Raw genomic sequence first — 14,832 nt, forward strand, 5'->3', positions numbered from 1 at the left:
TAGGTTTACAGGCCAACAGTGAGGTTAATACCGAATGTGCGCATCATTGGAAGGGACGTTGATTCTATACCGATGGAGCTATTGTTTACGTTGAAAGCAGAAGCTTCTGGTGAAAATCCATCCGTTTTCCGCTGAAAGTAAAAGAGGTTACGTCCATACACGCCCAATTTTAGCGAGCTGACGAGTTTATGCGGCATCAGTTTCTTCGGGAAAGAATACGAAAGACTGATTTCGCGCATGGCAATATAGCTCATATCATTGATCATTTCTTCGGATACCATGACCTCTTTGTCACTCGCAACCATGTTCCAATAATCTTGTGCGGCGACCTGCTTACTATTTTTTGTTCCTGTGCTTGTCCAATTGCCTGATCCATCTTTTTGTCCCACGATCCCCTCGGCAATGTAGCTGCCATCACGTCCTTCTAAGGTCTTTTTAGAAGTACCATAAATAATCTGCTCACGGTTGGACTGGGAGAAGATCACACCGCCCTGGCGGATGTCGACAAGCGCATATAGATTGAAACCTTTATATTTAAAGGTATTGGCAAAACCTCCCAGCCAGTCGGGTTGCGCATTGCCAAGATCAGTTTCTACACGCCCAGCTGAGCGCAAAGGCAGCCCAGTCGTAGGATCGATCAATCTATTTCCCTGCTCATCTTTGATCCATGCAAATTGTGTCCCAATGAGCTGGCCAAATGGTTTTCCGACCTCCGCAACCACATTTATCCCGCGGTCTGTAGCAAGCAAGAAGCTTTCTACCCCGGGATAGAGTGATTCTACTTTATTTCGGTTGCGGTTGTAATTGAAGGTGGTATTCCATTCAAAACCCGATTCGCTTTTGATTGGTGTTGCTCCCAAGACAAATTCAATACCTCTGTTGCTAATTTCTCCAGCGTTGATCCTGTTTTTTACATAGAGACTGGAAGGGGCGATTGGTACGTCCAGAATCTGATTCTTTGTCTTGGCCTGATAGTAGGTAAAAGAGAACGAAAGTCTGTTTTTCAGAAATCGCAGATCTGCCCCAGCTTCGATCGACGTGGTCAATTCGTTTTTCAAATTCGGATCAGGAATAATTTCTGTATACGAAGCCATCGGTACACCACCGTGGGTGTACTGGTTGAGACTATAGGCTCCTGTCAGCTGATAAGGGTTTCCTGAACTCCCTGCTTGTGCCCAAGAGGCCCTGATTTTAGCAAAAGACAGGGCTTCAGACTGCCATTTGAAAGCATCCGATAAGACCAAACTGGAGCTTACCGAAGGATAAAAGAACGAATTATTTTCCTTTGAAAGAGTCGAAGACCAGTCGTTACGGGCGGAGAAATCAACAAACCAATAGTCTTTGTAACTGAATTGACCCGATAGATAAGCCGAATTAATCTTGGACTCGATCAGGTCAAATATGTAACTATTTGTCGTGGTGTTATTGATTACAAAGAGATTGGGAACAATAAATTGATTGCCCGAGTTGCCGGTCATACGCAAATACCTACTTTGATGGCTGGCCCCTAAGTTGGCACTGAGTTTAATATCGTCGGTCAATTTAAAGTTAGAACTGGCCAAAACATCAAAATTGTCTTCGCGGGCTCTGATGACCTCTTCTCGGATGTCGCCTTTTCGGTTTAGACTCTGGTAGGTATTAATGGGGCGGTAGCGGAACCGTTGATCGGTATAGAAGTCGGTCCCTCCAGTCGCTGTAACCTTAAGCCAAGGAGCGAAGTCGTAACTTAGACGGAGCAAGCCTATAATACGGTCCCGCCGGTCTTCGTTGTGGTTTTCATGAATGGTCCAAAAGGGGTTGGCAGTAGAACTATTGGTTGCATATGTTTTCTCCAATCCTTCCGTCAATCCAGAAAATCCGAGCTGTCTACTAATCTCCTGTGCGGTCCATTTATACTGGGCCATGATGTCGTTGCCCAAGCTTCGCGGCTGGCTGATGAATAGGTAAGCCGGGTTGTCTGCAGCATCGGCCAATGTAGGCCGGTTCTGTCCCTTTTGGGCGATATAGTTGGCCTTGATGTCGATATGAAATTTATCGGTTATTTTGGCTTGGGTACGTAAACCGAAATTGTTTCTCTTTAACGTATTGGTGGGGATATACCCCTTTACATCTGTATTGGCAAATGAAAAACGGTAGTTTACTTTGTCGGTTCCGCCATCGATACTAAGGTTGTTGACAAACTGTTTCTCTGTTTGAAAAAATGACGAGTAGGTATCTGGCTTTGGTGTTAACTGTAAGATGTTGCCATAAGCGTCTTCATAAGTCTGACCTTCCATTTTTGCACCCCAGCTAGCCCGTGTTGTACGGTCACGTCCAGCACTCATTTTAGGCATACCACTGTAGCCATTTTTCAGGGCCTCACTCATGGAGACAATTGTGCCGTCATCTTTTCTGAAGTGTGTAAATGTACCATTCAAGCCTTGGCCATAGACATTCTGAAAATCAGGTAAAACCAAGCCATTGCCCAATGAAAAATCTGTACCATAACTAAAGCGGGTTTTACCAGCTTTCCCAGATTTAGTTGTGATCAAGATAACGCCGTTACTTCCTCGCTGACCATAGAGGGCTGCAGCGTTTGGGCCTTTCAATACCGACATGGTTTCGATGTCTTCGGGATTGATGTTTCCGATTCCGTCACCATAATCGGTTCCCCCAGATTGGTTTGGAGATGAAATGTTTTGATTATCAATCGGTACTCCATCAACAACATAGAGCGGCTGGCTATTACCGATAAGTGAGTTGTTACCACGTATCACGACCTTGGATGAACCTCCGGCACCGGATGCCGCGCGGCTCACCTGCACGCCGGCAACTTTACCCGATAGAGCATTCGCCACATTGGTTTCCTTGCCCTGCGTCAGCTCGTCGCCTTTGAGTTCAGCGACCGTATAACCGAGCGCTTTTTTTTCGCGTTTGATACCAAGCGCTGTAACGACAACCTCCTGTAGGTTTTGCGCACTCGATTCCAAACTGATATTGATCGCTAGCTTGTCTCTTTCTGTAATGGTGTAATCCAAAAGTTCTCTGCTTTTAAAACCGATAGACGATACGCTGATCTGGTAGCCCTGTCCAGCGGGAATTTGGTCGAGTGAAAAAGTTCCGTCAGGCCTGCTGGTTGTTGTTTTTTTCATTCCGCTCGTCGCATTACGTATGGTAACCGTCGCCGAAGGAATGGGCTTCCCAGTTTCATCTTTGATTACTCCATTAATAGAAGCATTTTGTTGGGCATTAGCAAGAAGATAGCTTGTTGACAAAAGCCCCATGAGGCCAAGACGCAGTGCCCAGTTTACGTCGGCTCGAATGTTGGATCTCAACAATAGCATAGTCAGGATACTATGCTTGGAAGGTAAATAAATGTGCATAATTTGTGGGTTAATTAAGTGAATTTTATTCGGTTTGTACATGGATGGTTATGCTATGAAGTGCTTGAATATCAGTCAACATACTGATGTAGGCTGACGCTGTATTTTTATACGTTCCACTATAATATTTATCTTGAATATCTTTGGGATCAAAACTCAGCCGCACTGCATAATTATGGCTGATGATATGAAGCACATCTTGTAAGGGGAGGTTTTTAAAGATCAATTGTTCCGATGTTTTTAGATAAGATCCCCGTTTACTGGATTGAGAAGCATTGATTCGGGTCTCAGCAATAATCTGTTGCTGTTTCCGGTCAATGCTGATTTCCTCATTGGGTAAAAACTGCAGATTTAAGGATTGTTCATTTCGGTAACTCGTATCGCTTTTGACTTCAATACGACCTTCATATAGTTTTATCTTCGTAATCGCGGTACCCTCTTCGTCGACGCTGAAAACGGTGCCAAGTGCCGTTGTTGTCAAACCTGCCGAATGAACTCGGAAGGGCTTGGTCTTATCCTTTGCCACAGTAAATTTGGCTTTGCCTTTTAATAGAATTTCTCGCGAGCTAATCCATGTGAAATCTGAACAGAATTTTACTTCAGAATTGGGGTATAGTTCGATCGTAGATCCGTCTGGAACTGCAATTTGTTGAATGGTATTACCTGAATTGATATAATATAAATTACTTGGTTGCTCCTGCGATGTGGGCTGGACTTTCTTCGCGCTACGGTATGCGGTGGTATGTTTAGGAGAATCGATTTGGGTTAACCCCAGCCAAGCTCCGATTCCAATGAAGATAATAATGGCAGCATATTTTAACCAGTTAAATCGATCCTTGTTTTTTTGCCCTATTTTTTTGAAAATATGCGCTTTTATTTCTTTTTGGTTTTTAAAATCCGAATTCACCTCATATTCTTGCCATTCCGCCTCTGGCATAAGATCCTCCCAATAAAACTCGTTATTAGCTAGCGCGTTTTCTATGGCCGCAATTTCTTCCGCATTGGCTTTACCGCTTAGGTAATCGTCGATCAATTCTTTTGTAATCTTCATCTAATAAGATTACGATCGAAAATGAGGTAGCCCCCAAAGAAATTAAAAAATAATTTGCACCAGTATACTGAACAATAAAGCCTTGCGAATGGTTTTTAGTGCTAGCGTTAGTTGGTTTTCTACGGTTTTCGTCGATATGGCTAGCTTTTTAGCAATTTCTTGATGCGAAAGATTGGAAAACCGGCTTAGCATAAAGATCTCCCTGCGTTTCTTTGGTAATTTATCGACAATTTCATGGAGTGTGGATGAAAGTTGTTTGGCATAAAAATCATCATGAGGACTATGCCGCAAGACAACTGTCTGATCGTGATCCAAAAGTTTCTTTCGATTATACTCTGCTTTGACCAAATCAATCACTACTGTTCGGGTGATACAGAATATCTGGGATTCTATGCTGGAATCAATATTTTTGTCACGCATATTTTTCCAGAGTTTGATAAATACACGCTGCACAGTTTCTTCGGCTAGATAAGAAGATTTGGTTTTGTTGAGCGCATATTGGTATACTTTGGAACTCCATAGGTCAAAGTATTCCTCAAATCTTCGGACAATAGACGCATAATTGATTTCCATAGTGTAGGCTTGGAATAAATGAATTTAGCGATAATGCGCTTTCGCTCCAAGTTTTTTAAAAAATATTTTGCCTCTTTTCTTAGTGGATGAGATTTGTTTTCTGAATGATCTTCGATGTACGGTTATAGACTCTCAATTGGGCGTTTCGTCTTGGTCGGATTGTATTAATACCCTTAGACTGTATTTATACCTCTTCTTGGGCGTTTTGATACGTATGTTTCGAATCTTGTATTTGGACTGGCACAAAGTTTGAATTTTACCCTGCTGTAATACATAAATTATTCACATTAACACATCGACGTATGAAAAAATTAATTCAAACACTGGGACTAGGTATGCTTATTTTAACAGTATTAGTAGGCTTTACATCATGTAGCAAAGATGATGATCCGGCTGATAACGATCTTTTTGTTGGAAAATATGAAGGCACTATTGGCTTTGATGACATGAACAACAATGATAACGATGTTGCCTCGGGAGAAGGAACGGTTACTGTAACAAAAGTTGGCGATACCTATAATTTTGCTTTTGGAAATGGCATTCCTAATCTCAATGGAGTAGATTTTGAAAAAAAGGATAACGTCTTAGTTAATATCGGCTCAGCAGGTACGGGATTTATCCGTATTGATGCCGGTAAATTGACAATTGGTTATACAAAAGACGGCAAGGCATGGACGGCCAATTGTAATCGGAAATAGTCTTGCGAAAAATAGAAAGCGCCTGTTTGCCAGGTGAATGTTGTGAGTTTAACATTTTATAACATTATTTTCTAAACGATTTACGGAGCGATACTGTTCTATTAACAAACAATAAAACAAAGTAATTATGAGCGAATTAACATGGAAAGGCCGTTGGAACGAAATCAAAGGCAAAGTAAAACAACAATATGCAGACCTTACCGACGATGATCTATTGTATGCTGAGGGCAAAGAAGACGAATTGGTAGGTAAGCTTCAAAAGAAGACCGGTAAAACACAAGATGAGGTAAATAAGTGGTTGAACGATTTGTAGGTTTAGTATTGTGTGATAAAAAGCGGATAACAGCATTGTTATCCGCTTTTTTAATTTGATAGCAATTTCCTCAATGAACTTTTATGCTTGTTGAATTCCTATTGCCTTGTACGGATTGTTTTCGTTACAAATCCCCAACAGCGCAATACCTTTTATTTTTTGTTAAAATTGAATCGTCGCGCAATGCTAAATCCCCAGCGAAATTGCCCTTTGCCCCATGAGCTATTTGTTTCGCTGATAAACTGAGATTCTTGTATTGCGGTCGCATTGGTAAAATTGAGGTGGAAGATATGGCCTCCGGTATCCATTTCTAGACCGACACCCAAAGCATTATAGTAACGTTGACCACCCACTTCTTCACGGTACTTCTTGTTCGATGCTTTTCGGAAAGGCAATGTATAGTCTGCGACTAGCGCAATTCGATTACTAACCTTAGCCCGCCCACCGATACCGATAGCGAATACATCATTCTGATCATTAAAAGCCGTATAATTTCGGTGAAGATAAGAAGGAACTACAACGAGCGAAAGATCTGAACTGAATTTTCGGGCGATGATGAGCTGCGTTACATAACTCAATCGGTCATTGAAGTTCTCAAAGCTTGCTGCTGAAGACTTATCCGTACTAGCTTCCATCGCGGATAGGGTAGTGCTTCCAAAAAAAGCTACGGAAACAGGTATGCTATTGTCGACGGTTTGTTCGATAAATCGGTATTTCACATTACCCTCAAATAGCTGCCGAACAGCCGTTGCGCCCTTGGCGCGGGCGATTCCAATGTTCAGGTTATCGAATAAACCATAATCAAAACCTATTCGGATGTCGGTCGAATTATCGAGGCCAAAGAAATTTTTACCTCCACCCGCGCTGCCCGCGATATCGCCAAAGCGGTGATCTACTCTAAAGTCCATTTCATTACGATGAATTGTTTCTGTGGTCTTAAGATTGATCAAATTGCCGGATTTAAAGGTCGCCGTGACTTTTTCATTTTTGGGTGCATCGATATGGATTAATTTATCGAGATCTTCCTGCGCAAATGACTTTGCGAAAGGAAAGCAAAGGAGTATAAGTAGTATTTTTCTCATTTGTAATGAATTCGTATTATGGTTTGTAGGTCGCATCAACGGTGATTTTGACTACTTCAGCAATTTTTTTTCCAACGATGGAAGGAATAGAAATTTTATGATCCGCAAGTCTGACCTGAAAATTTGCTACCGCCTTTATCGTGCCATCTGTAACAGTAAATGTTGCCTTTGTACTGTAAGGTTTAGTAACCCCATGGATCAGAAGTGTGCCTCTTACGTTCAGCGTATAGCTGCCATCTTTTGTTAATTTGTCCGCGTTGTCGACTTTGCCTTTAAATTCTGATACGGGGTATTGATCACTTTCCATGTAATTTTCATTGAAATGCTCCTGCATGAGCTTTTTGTCAAATTGAAAAGATGTATTTTTTACCCGAAAGATGATATCTCCGGTTTGAAGGTTCATCGCCGAAGCGCCTAAGGTACTTTTGGCTTCGATGTCTTCCAATGGCGCATTACTAAAAAAGGTGATGCTGGTCTCTTTTGAAACAAAAGAAGCCTTTTGCTGCGCAAAGGTCGTCATAGCGATGAGCATCATGAAGAGCGCTATGTACATGTTGATTTTTTTCATATGCCTAACATTAGTTTTCAGGTGAATTCCTTTTGATCCATGCATCCAGCAGTTCTATTTCTTTTGCGGAGAGTGAGCTGCCTAGTGGCATGGATTTGGTCACCAGTACCGCATTATTAATCTTTGCAATATTGTCTTTGACGGAGATATAACCACTGAACGTCCATCGTTCACTTGCCGAACGTCCTGTCGCGTGGCACGAACTACATTTCGTTTCAAAGAGTGCTTTAGAAAAATTCGTGTAACACACATTTAGTACCGTCACAGGTTCAGTGCCGTTATCCGGATTGTTCGTAAGTTCTTGCGCCTGCTTTTTGGTACAGGCGGAGAAGGAGAGAACCGTTAAGGTAAAGAATAAAATGACTAAGTAACGATGTGCTCTGAGGCAAGGATTTACGGTTTTTAGATTTTGTGCCATAAGTTTGAATAGTTAGTTTGGTTTAGTTAGCAGGGGCAACGGCAGAGTTGTCGTTTACGATTGGCCAAACGCCAACGCGTGGGAAACTTATCCCTTTATTATCTCCACGCTGTGTATCCTGGCCGAAGTAATATAAGGGCCATCCTTTGAACGTTAATTGTTTCTTTCCATAGACGGTAATGACAGCGATGTCAGCCGTACGAACAAGCGAAGGCAGAGCTCCAGTCTCTTTTTGAAAGATAGGCCAGATCGCATCATTACTGAAATCTGCAGCAGTATAATTGTTTTTGTTGAATTTGTCGGGTTTAAAGGCATACAACGTTCTGCCCTTATCATCGGTCAGGTAAATTGTTTTTCCGGTTCCTTCGGTATAGTCGCCTAAATAGTTTTTAGTATCGTGTCCGATAAGTTGCGCATTCGCAACCATGAGTAAATAATCAGGTTTGGCCACGTACCATATTTTATTGACAGCATCTCCTTTCACCTGACCGGATTGACTATCGCCTGCATAATAGTAAAGCGGCCAGCCCTTAAATGTGTTTTGTTTCGAGCCATCTTCACGTGTTATTTCACCGATCAGGCTTTTGTCAATTTTTAGGTCTGTGCTTGTTTCACTGCTGTAATAAACCGGCCAAGTGGCCAAACAATTACCGCTGCAGGTCGAAGCTCCTTTTGTATCATTCGAAAAGAAATAGAGTGTTTTACCGTCGGCATCGGTCAGAATATTACCAAATTGGGTATTGGCAGACATTTGCACGCCCTTGTTTTTATTTTCCACATTGCCAGGTTCACCATCGCTTTTTGAACATGCAGAAAACAATGTTAAGGTCAATAGACCACCTATAAAAGTTAATTTGACTTGTTTTTGGTTTGATTTCATAATGGTATGTTTTAAAATAATGTCTTGATATTACGATCAGGTCAGCGAAAAGGTTGCTTGGAAATTGAGTCGAAAAAAAATATTTTTTGGAGGCAACCTTTTCGATTATCCTCTCGTATAAGACTTAATACTATATTTATCAAAAGAAAGAAGCAATATCGAGTGGCGATAACAGAAGTTGACGAAAAATCTATCCATATTATTAAAGGATGTATTGATGAGGACCGCAGGGCCCAGAAAGATCTTTACACCATCTACTACGCTATGTCTTTAGGGATATGTCTGCGCTACGCTAATAACAGGGAAGATGCTATCAGTATTTTAAATGAAGGCTTTTTCAAGGTTTTTAAAAATATCAACAAATATGATTTTCAGAAGCCTTTTTCCATATGGATCAAAAAAATCATGACAAATACTGCAATTGATTTTTATCGGGCAAAGATTAAACAGGGCATCTTGGTAGATGTATCCATGTATGAGCATACCATTATTGAGGATGATAGCATCAGTCAAAAGTTAAACTATGAAGATTTATTGGCGATGGTACAGCAGCTTCCACCTGCCTACAGGACAGTGTTCAATCTCTATGCGATCGATGGTTATGGACACGAAGAAATTAGTGGCATGCTGGGAATTGCCATTGGAACATCAAAATCTAATCTGCATAAAGCACGTGGTAGACTGGCGGAAATGGTGGAAGTTCAAGGGGTAAAATTTGGTAAAACGGAGGAGAAAAGATGATGGAAAAGGATAAGAATAAGATTGATGAGCTATTTAAGTCGGGCTTAAGTGATGCTAACTTTGACTTTGATGAATCAAATTGGCAAGATATAGAATCGCGATTGGACAATGAAAGGCGTGTAAAGAGACGAAAGATCGTCGTCTTAACGAGCTTGGTAGCTACACTTGCAGCAGTTTTAACGATCTTTTTTGTTTGGAATAGCGCGTTATTTAAAACCAATAATTTACCAGGTGAAATAAATACAGCAGGTATTTCGCCTGAAAAGGAGGTTCCGGAGAACAAAACTGTTCAACCTAAGGAGTATTCGCCAGACGAAACCAAACGGGATCAAGATTGGATTGCATTTCAGCCGAACAAACGTGCGAATAATGTGTTCCAGATTTCAAATGAAACCATCGTACTGCAAGATATCCGCTTGGGGAAGATAGCCGATTCAAATCCGATAATCGGGCAAGAAAGAAAACTAAATACTGTATTCACAATTCCAAGCATGGAATATAACAATCAAAGATTGCCTCATTTCAACTTAAGAGAAGAACCGGTTGAAGGGACAGGGGAGCGTCTGGCAGCCATTTATCAGCCTAAAGAAAGTATGGGATCCAATGCGCAGGAAAGAGAGCGGTCGGTTGTTAGTTTCTTGGCCGGGCCAGATCTGACAAGCGTGCGGGGGGCAGGTAAATCCTCCCTTAGTGAAAATATCGGTTTGGCCTATTCCTATCCTCTCACAAAAGCACTGCGTGTGTCTGTGGGTGCTACCTACGCTAAAAAGAATTATACGTCAGCGTATAAATTTTATGCGCCATCAAATCCACCGGAAATGGCACAATTGCCGAGCAATGTGAGCGCTGTATGTGATGTTCTTGATGTACCACTGACAGCGAGTTATACGGTTTTGAAAAGTAAAAAAGTCAAGTTCAATGTTAGTGCGGGACTTTCGAGCTATTTTATGCTAAAGGAAAAATATACCTTCGACTACGAAGGTGGAGGTAGCTATGGCGGATCTCAGAAAAGTGCCGTCTATGAAGTGAATGGAGAGAACCAGCATATCTTTGGTGTTGCCGATTTCTCGATCTCCATTGAGAAGAAAATTAACGATAAAATTAATATTGGCGTAAAACCTTTTGTTAAAATGCCTTTGACAGGGATAGGTTACGGAAATGTAGATCTGGAATCTAAAGGCGTCGCGTTTACCTTGGGAATGAGTTTGTAATGCGGAATCGCTCGGCTTTCGTTTGGGGCATGTTCGGTACAGCTTCGCATCAGGGAGCGCCTCTGGGCGTACTAATCTTCTATTTCATTTCTAATGTGCTGTTCGTATGTGAACAATTCGAATAATAACTGTTCGCATACGTACATTTCATTTTTTGAAGCAGATCCTAAATTAGGCTATAATGCGCTTCAGAAGGTATAAATGAACTAGAGGACCCTATGGTATGGTATTTGGCACGGAGCTAACAAAATTGATCTTATGTTCTTTATGCATTTTGAAGTTCAATTTTCATTTTAGTCATTCACTATAATTAAATATATAGGTTGTTTAGCCGCGTCGGGGGATGCGGCTTTTTTTTGAGGGCAAAAAGCCTGATTTGACGAATTTGCCCCTTAAAATAAGAAGATTTTACCCCCCTTCCGTTGTAACGTTTTTGATAATATTGCAAGTGTCAATACGACATTTTATGGTGTTGGCAATATTAAATAACCAAGAGTGTTTGCCTGATTAGCTGAATACCCGCTCCAAATCATATAAAAAATAGGTGTAGGAAAAGTAAGCTGGCTAAAACTCAAAAACAGCTAAATAACCAAGTTTAATTATGATGAATTTACTAATCAAAAGTGGATTGTTTGATCCTTGAATTCCCAATGAAACGCAATAATGCTACCTCATATTGCCGTACTACGCTTCATCAAAATATTTTAATTACTAAACAGTTTTACTTATGAAAAGAAAAATAGTATTCACACCGTGCTGGCTTTGTTGTATCTGCTTTTTACTTTTAAGCTTACAGCAGACTTATGCGCAGTCAATAACTGTACGGGGCCAGGTTACCGAAAATAATAGGCCACTGGCCGGAGTGACCGTCAAAAATATCGGTTCCACAGTGCAAGCACAAACAGATACACAGGGAAAATATACGATCAGTGCTGCCACAGTCACGGCATTAGAATTTACCTTTCTAGGCTATGCGAAACAGCGCTTTGAATTCAGTCAGCTCAAACAGATCAGCCAAGGGAACTACGAGCTTAACGTGCAACTTGATGCTTCCGAAGGAGATGTTTTGGATGAAGTGGTGGTGGTCGGTTTCGGTTCGCAGAAAAAAACAAACCTGACCGGTTCGGTTGCGGTGGTGGATGCCAAGCAACTAGAAAATAGGCCGGTAAGAAATGCGATCCAGGCACTGCAAGGACTGGCACCAGGACTAAATATTTCCCAAAACTCGGGAACGATGGAAACCAATCCATCCATTAATATCCGGGGGACGGGCACCATCGGAACCTCTTCTTCGGCACCACTGATTTTAATCGATGGTTCTGAAGGGTCTTTGGCGGCACTAAATCCACAGGATATTGAAAGCGTATCTGTATTAAAAGATGCTGGAGCGGCTTCAATTTACGGCTCTAGAGCTGCCTTTGGGGTTATTTTAGTTACTACAAAATCTGGAAAGGCTGGACGTACATCGGTAAATTATAATAATAGCTTTCGTATGAATGCCCCAACATTAATGCCGAAGATGATGGACTCTTACACTTTTGCTCAATACTTTAATCAGGCCGAAGTCAACGCAGGTGGTTCACCACATTTCTCCGCGGAGCATCTGCAGCGCATCCTGGATTATCAAAACGGAAGCCTGAAAAATTCGACGATAGTCGATCCAAACAATAAATTGTATTGGGCTGAAGGATATGCCTATGGTAACGACAACAACGATTGGTTCGATGTCATGTATCGGGATCAGGCTTTTGCTCAGGAGCACAACCTAAGCCTCAATGGTGGAACCGAAAAAACAACTTATTACCTTTCAGGTAATATTATGAAACAACAAGGGTTGATGGCCTTCAATACGGATCATTACGACCGTTACTCTGTTGCGGCTAAAATCAATTCTAAAGTATCTGACATCTTTCAGGTAAATTACAACGCTAGGTTGGTGCGTGAAGACTACGACCGTCCGGCTGCATTGACCAATAGTTTTTATGATGATTTAGGCAGACAGGGCTGGCCAACGCTGCCTCTGTATGATCCAAATGGATACTTGTTCAGTTCTCCCTCACCTGCACTTGCCATGAAAGAAGGCGGACAGGATAAATCAAGTAAGGATTACATTTACCAACAGTTACAACTCATCCTCGAACCTATTAAAGGATGGCGTACAACTGGTAATTTTAACTATAGAACCACAACTCAATTTCGTCATTGGGACTCGCAGCGTCTTTACAACCATGACGTGAATGGTGATCCGTATCTGTATAAAAACTCATCCAATGTGTACGAATTTGGTTTAAAGGAAAACTACTATAACATTAATATCTTTTCTGATTACGATAAGAGCTGGGGCGACCATCATGTTAAAGTTATGGTCGGTGGTCAGATTGAACACACGGCCTATCGCAATCTCGGTGTGCAACGCGACGGAATCATTATCCCGGATCAACCGGTATTGAATCTGACCTCCGGCACAGACATCAATGGAAAAGCAGTAGTGCCTTCTGTATCTGGCGAATATCAAAAATGGGCAACAGCGGGTTTCTTCGGCCGATTGAATTACAATTATGCAGAAAAATACCTATTGGAAGCTAATTTGCGTTATGACGGTTCATCACGCTTCCGCAGCGATAGCCGCTGGGGCTGGTTTCCTTCAGTTTCTGCAGGATGGAACATCGCCAAAGAAAACTTTATTGCAGAGTCGGCACCATTTATTAATATGCTGAAATTAAGAGCTTCCTACGGAGAACTGGGTAATCAAAATACCGATGTCTGGTATCCGACTTATGTCACGCAACCAACGGGTACAGCCAATGGCGCTTGGCTAATTAATAATGCTCGACCAAATTCTGCTTCGGCTCCAGGCTTGGTAAGTGCCTTATTGACCTGGGAATCCATCAATACCAAAAACTTAGGCGTCGATTTTGCTTTTTTAAATAGCCGTCTTTCTGGGTCTTTTGAGGTCTTCGAACGGAAAACATTTAATATGGTCGGCCCAGCTCCACAGTTGCCTAATACATTAGGAACCCAGGTTCCTCAAACAAATAATACCGACTTAAAAACAAGAGGGTTTGAAGCTACACTGGGCTGGAATGACCGTACAGCCAGTGGTTTCGCATATGGAGCAAAGTTTCTCCTGTCGGATTATACCACAACAGTAACACGCTATCCAAACGCAATAGGGTCATTATCAAACTATCGGGAAGGCCAAAAGTTAGGTGAAATATGGGGATATCAAACCCTTGGTATCGCAAAGACAGAGGAACAGATGAGTCAACATCTGGCGAGCTTGCCCAATGGTGGACAAAATGCATTAGGAACACAATGGGGGGCAGGCGATATCATGTATGCGGATTTGAATGGCGACGGAAAAATAGATGGTGGAAGCAATACAGAGGCCGATCCTGGTGATCGTCGTGTGATTGGAAACAGCACGCCGCGTTACTCCTTTGGATTGAATCTGAATGCGGATTACAAAAATTTTGATTTTAGTGTTTTCATGCAAGGTGTCATGAAACGCGACTATTGGCAAGGTGGCTATTATTTTTGGGGAGCAACTTCAAAATGGTGGTCAACGGGCTTGGTCGATCATCTTGATTATTTCCGTACTGCAGATAATCCCCTGGGCGAAAATCTTGATGCGTATTACGCACGTCCTGTTTTTGGAACCTCCAAAAATCAACAGACGCAGACGCGCTTTTTGCAAAATGCAGCCTATATCCGCATAAAAAATATTCAGCTAGGCTATACCTTACCGAAAGAAACAACCAAACGTTTTGGTGTGGAGCGCTTGCGTGTATACGTTTCCGGAGAAAATATCTGGACCGGCTCAAGTGTAGCGGGAATGTTTGATCCCGAAACTATTGATGGCGGAAGCAACGGAACGGTTTATCCATTGACAAAAGTATGGTCTGCAGGTTTAAGTGTTACATTTTAAGTCGATT

12 protein-coding genes are annotated in these 14,832 nt (G+C 41.8%); 5 read left to right on the forward strand and 7 right to left on the reverse strand.

Annotation, left to right across the window (positions count from 1 at the left end; genetic code table 11):
- Positions 1 to 5: 5 nt before the first annotated feature.
- From BGP15_RS00830 to BGP15_RS00840, 3 genes are read right to left on the reverse strand one after another with little or no spacing between them, the layout of a single operon-like run.
- Positions 6 to 3,362, reverse strand: coding sequence for a SusC/RagA family TonB-linked outer membrane protein (locus BGP15_RS00830; protein WP_286768455.1), 3,357 nt, complete (start codon positions 3,360 to 3,362; stop codon positions 6 to 8).
- 25 nt (positions 3,363 to 3,387) lie between these two features.
- Positions 3,388 to 4,413 (reverse strand): FecR family protein, encoded by a 1,026-nt coding sequence (locus BGP15_RS00835; RefSeq protein WP_286768456.1) that lies wholly within the window; start codon positions 4,411 to 4,413, stop codon positions 3,388 to 3,390.
- A 42-nt stretch (positions 4,414 to 4,455) separates the two neighbouring features.
- A complete protein-coding gene (locus tag BGP15_RS00840) occupies positions 4,456 to 4,986 on the reverse strand; it encodes a sigma-70 family RNA polymerase sigma factor (RefSeq protein ID WP_286752538.1) in 531 nt (176 codons plus the stop codon).
- A gap of 302 nt (positions 4,987 to 5,288) precedes the next feature.
- On the opposite strand from BGP15_RS00840, the gene BGP15_RS00845 reads away from it, so the two are divergent.
- On the forward strand, positions 5,289 to 5,684 hold the full coding sequence (locus tag BGP15_RS00845; protein ID WP_070565238.1) for a hypothetical protein: 396 nt from the start codon (positions 5,289 to 5,291) through the stop codon (positions 5,682 to 5,684).
- A gap of 127 nt (positions 5,685 to 5,811) precedes the next feature.
- A complete protein-coding gene (locus tag BGP15_RS00850) occupies positions 5,812 to 5,997 on the forward strand; it encodes a CsbD family protein (RefSeq protein WP_046672091.1) in 186 nt (61 codons plus the stop codon).
- Between the two features lie 152 nt (positions 5,998 to 6,149).
- Here BGP15_RS00850 and BGP15_RS00855 read toward each other — a convergent pair whose 3' ends face one another.
- From BGP15_RS00855 to BGP15_RS00870, 4 genes are read right to left on the reverse strand one after another with little or no spacing between them, the layout of a single operon-like run.
- Positions 6,150 to 7,079, reverse strand: coding sequence for a DUF5777 family beta-barrel protein (locus BGP15_RS00855; RefSeq protein ID WP_115050753.1), 930 nt, complete (start codon positions 7,077 to 7,079; stop codon positions 6,150 to 6,152).
- A 16-nt stretch (positions 7,080 to 7,095) separates the two neighbouring features.
- Entirely contained in the window at positions 7,096 to 7,647 is a 552-nt protein-coding gene (locus BGP15_RS00860; protein ID WP_286768457.1) for a YceI family protein, read from the reverse strand.
- Positions 7,648 to 7,657: 10 nt separating this feature from the next.
- Positions 7,658 to 8,065 carry a c-type cytochrome gene (locus BGP15_RS00865; RefSeq protein ID WP_286768458.1) on the reverse strand — a complete coding sequence of 136 codons (408 nt, stop codon included), beginning with the start codon at positions 8,063 to 8,065 and terminating at the stop codon, positions 7,658 to 7,660.
- Positions 8,066 to 8,087: 22 nt separating this feature from the next.
- Complete coding sequence (locus tag BGP15_RS00870) at positions 8,088 to 8,945, reverse strand: hypothetical protein (RefSeq protein WP_286752542.1); 858 nt, start codon at positions 8,943 to 8,945, stop codon at positions 8,088 to 8,090.
- A gap of 162 nt (positions 8,946 to 9,107) precedes the next feature.
- Between BGP15_RS00870 and BGP15_RS00875 the strand changes: the two genes are divergently transcribed.
- From BGP15_RS00875 to BGP15_RS00885, 3 genes are all read left to right on the forward strand, one after another.
- Positions 9,108 to 9,686: an RNA polymerase sigma factor gene (locus BGP15_RS00875; RefSeq protein WP_236586116.1), complete on the forward strand. Its 579-nt coding sequence runs from the start codon at positions 9,108 to 9,110 to the stop codon at positions 9,684 to 9,686.
- Complete coding sequence (locus BGP15_RS00880; protein ID WP_286768459.1) at positions 9,683 to 10,897, forward strand: porin family protein; 1,215 nt, start codon at positions 9,683 to 9,685, stop codon at positions 10,895 to 10,897. The genes BGP15_RS00875 and BGP15_RS00880 overlap by 4 nt, the downstream gene beginning before the upstream one ends.
- A gap of 727 nt (positions 10,898 to 11,624) precedes the next feature.
- Positions 11,625 to 14,825: a SusC/RagA family TonB-linked outer membrane protein gene (locus BGP15_RS00885; protein ID WP_286768460.1), complete on the forward strand. Its 3,201-nt coding sequence runs from the start codon at positions 11,625 to 11,627 to the stop codon at positions 14,823 to 14,825.
- Positions 14,826 to 14,832: the final 7 nt, after the last annotated feature.

Source organism: Sphingobacterium sp. 40-24 (genome assembly GCF_001899705.1).
GTDB classification, from domain to species: domain Bacteria; phylum Bacteroidota; class Bacteroidia; order Sphingobacteriales; family Sphingobacteriaceae; genus Sphingobacterium; species Sphingobacterium multivorum.

Coding starts and splice junctions, on each gene's coding strand:
- BGP15_RS00865 (WP_286768458.1), bottom strand. CDS start 8,065: ATGGCACAAAATCTAAAAACCGTAAATCCTTGCCTCAGAGCACATCGT.
- BGP15_RS00840 (WP_286752538.1), bottom strand. CDS start 4,986: ATGGAAATCAATTATGCGTCTATTGTCCGAAGATTTGAGGAATACTTT.
- BGP15_RS00860 (WP_286768457.1), bottom strand. CDS start 7,647: ATGAAAAAAATCAACATGTACATAGCGCTCTTCATGATGCTCATCGCT.
- BGP15_RS00870 (WP_286752542.1), bottom strand. CDS start 8,945: ATGAAATCAAACCAAAAACAAGTCAAATTAACTTTTATAGGTGGTCTA.
- BGP15_RS00850 (WP_046672091.1), top strand. CDS start 5,812: ATGAGCGAATTAACATGGAAAGGCCGTTGGAACGAAATCAAAGGCAAA.
- BGP15_RS00855 (WP_115050753.1), bottom strand. CDS start 7,079: ATGAGAAAAATACTACTTATACTCCTTTGCTTTCCTTTCGCAAAGTCA.
- BGP15_RS00880 (WP_286768459.1), top strand. CDS start 9,683: ATGATGGAAAAGGATAAGAATAAGATTGATGAGCTATTTAAGTCGGGC.
- BGP15_RS00845 (WP_070565238.1), top strand. CDS start 5,289: ATGAAAAAATTAATTCAAACACTGGGACTAGGTATGCTTATTTTAACA.
- BGP15_RS00830 (WP_286768455.1), bottom strand. CDS start 3,362: ATGCACATTTATTTACCTTCCAAGCATAGTATCCTGACTATGCTATTG.
- BGP15_RS00885 (WP_286768460.1), top strand. CDS start 11,625: ATGAAAAGAAAAATAGTATTCACACCGTGCTGGCTTTGTTGTATCTGC.
- BGP15_RS00835 (WP_286768456.1), bottom strand. CDS start 4,413: ATGAAGATTACAAAAGAATTGATCGACGATTACCTAAGCGGTAAAGCC.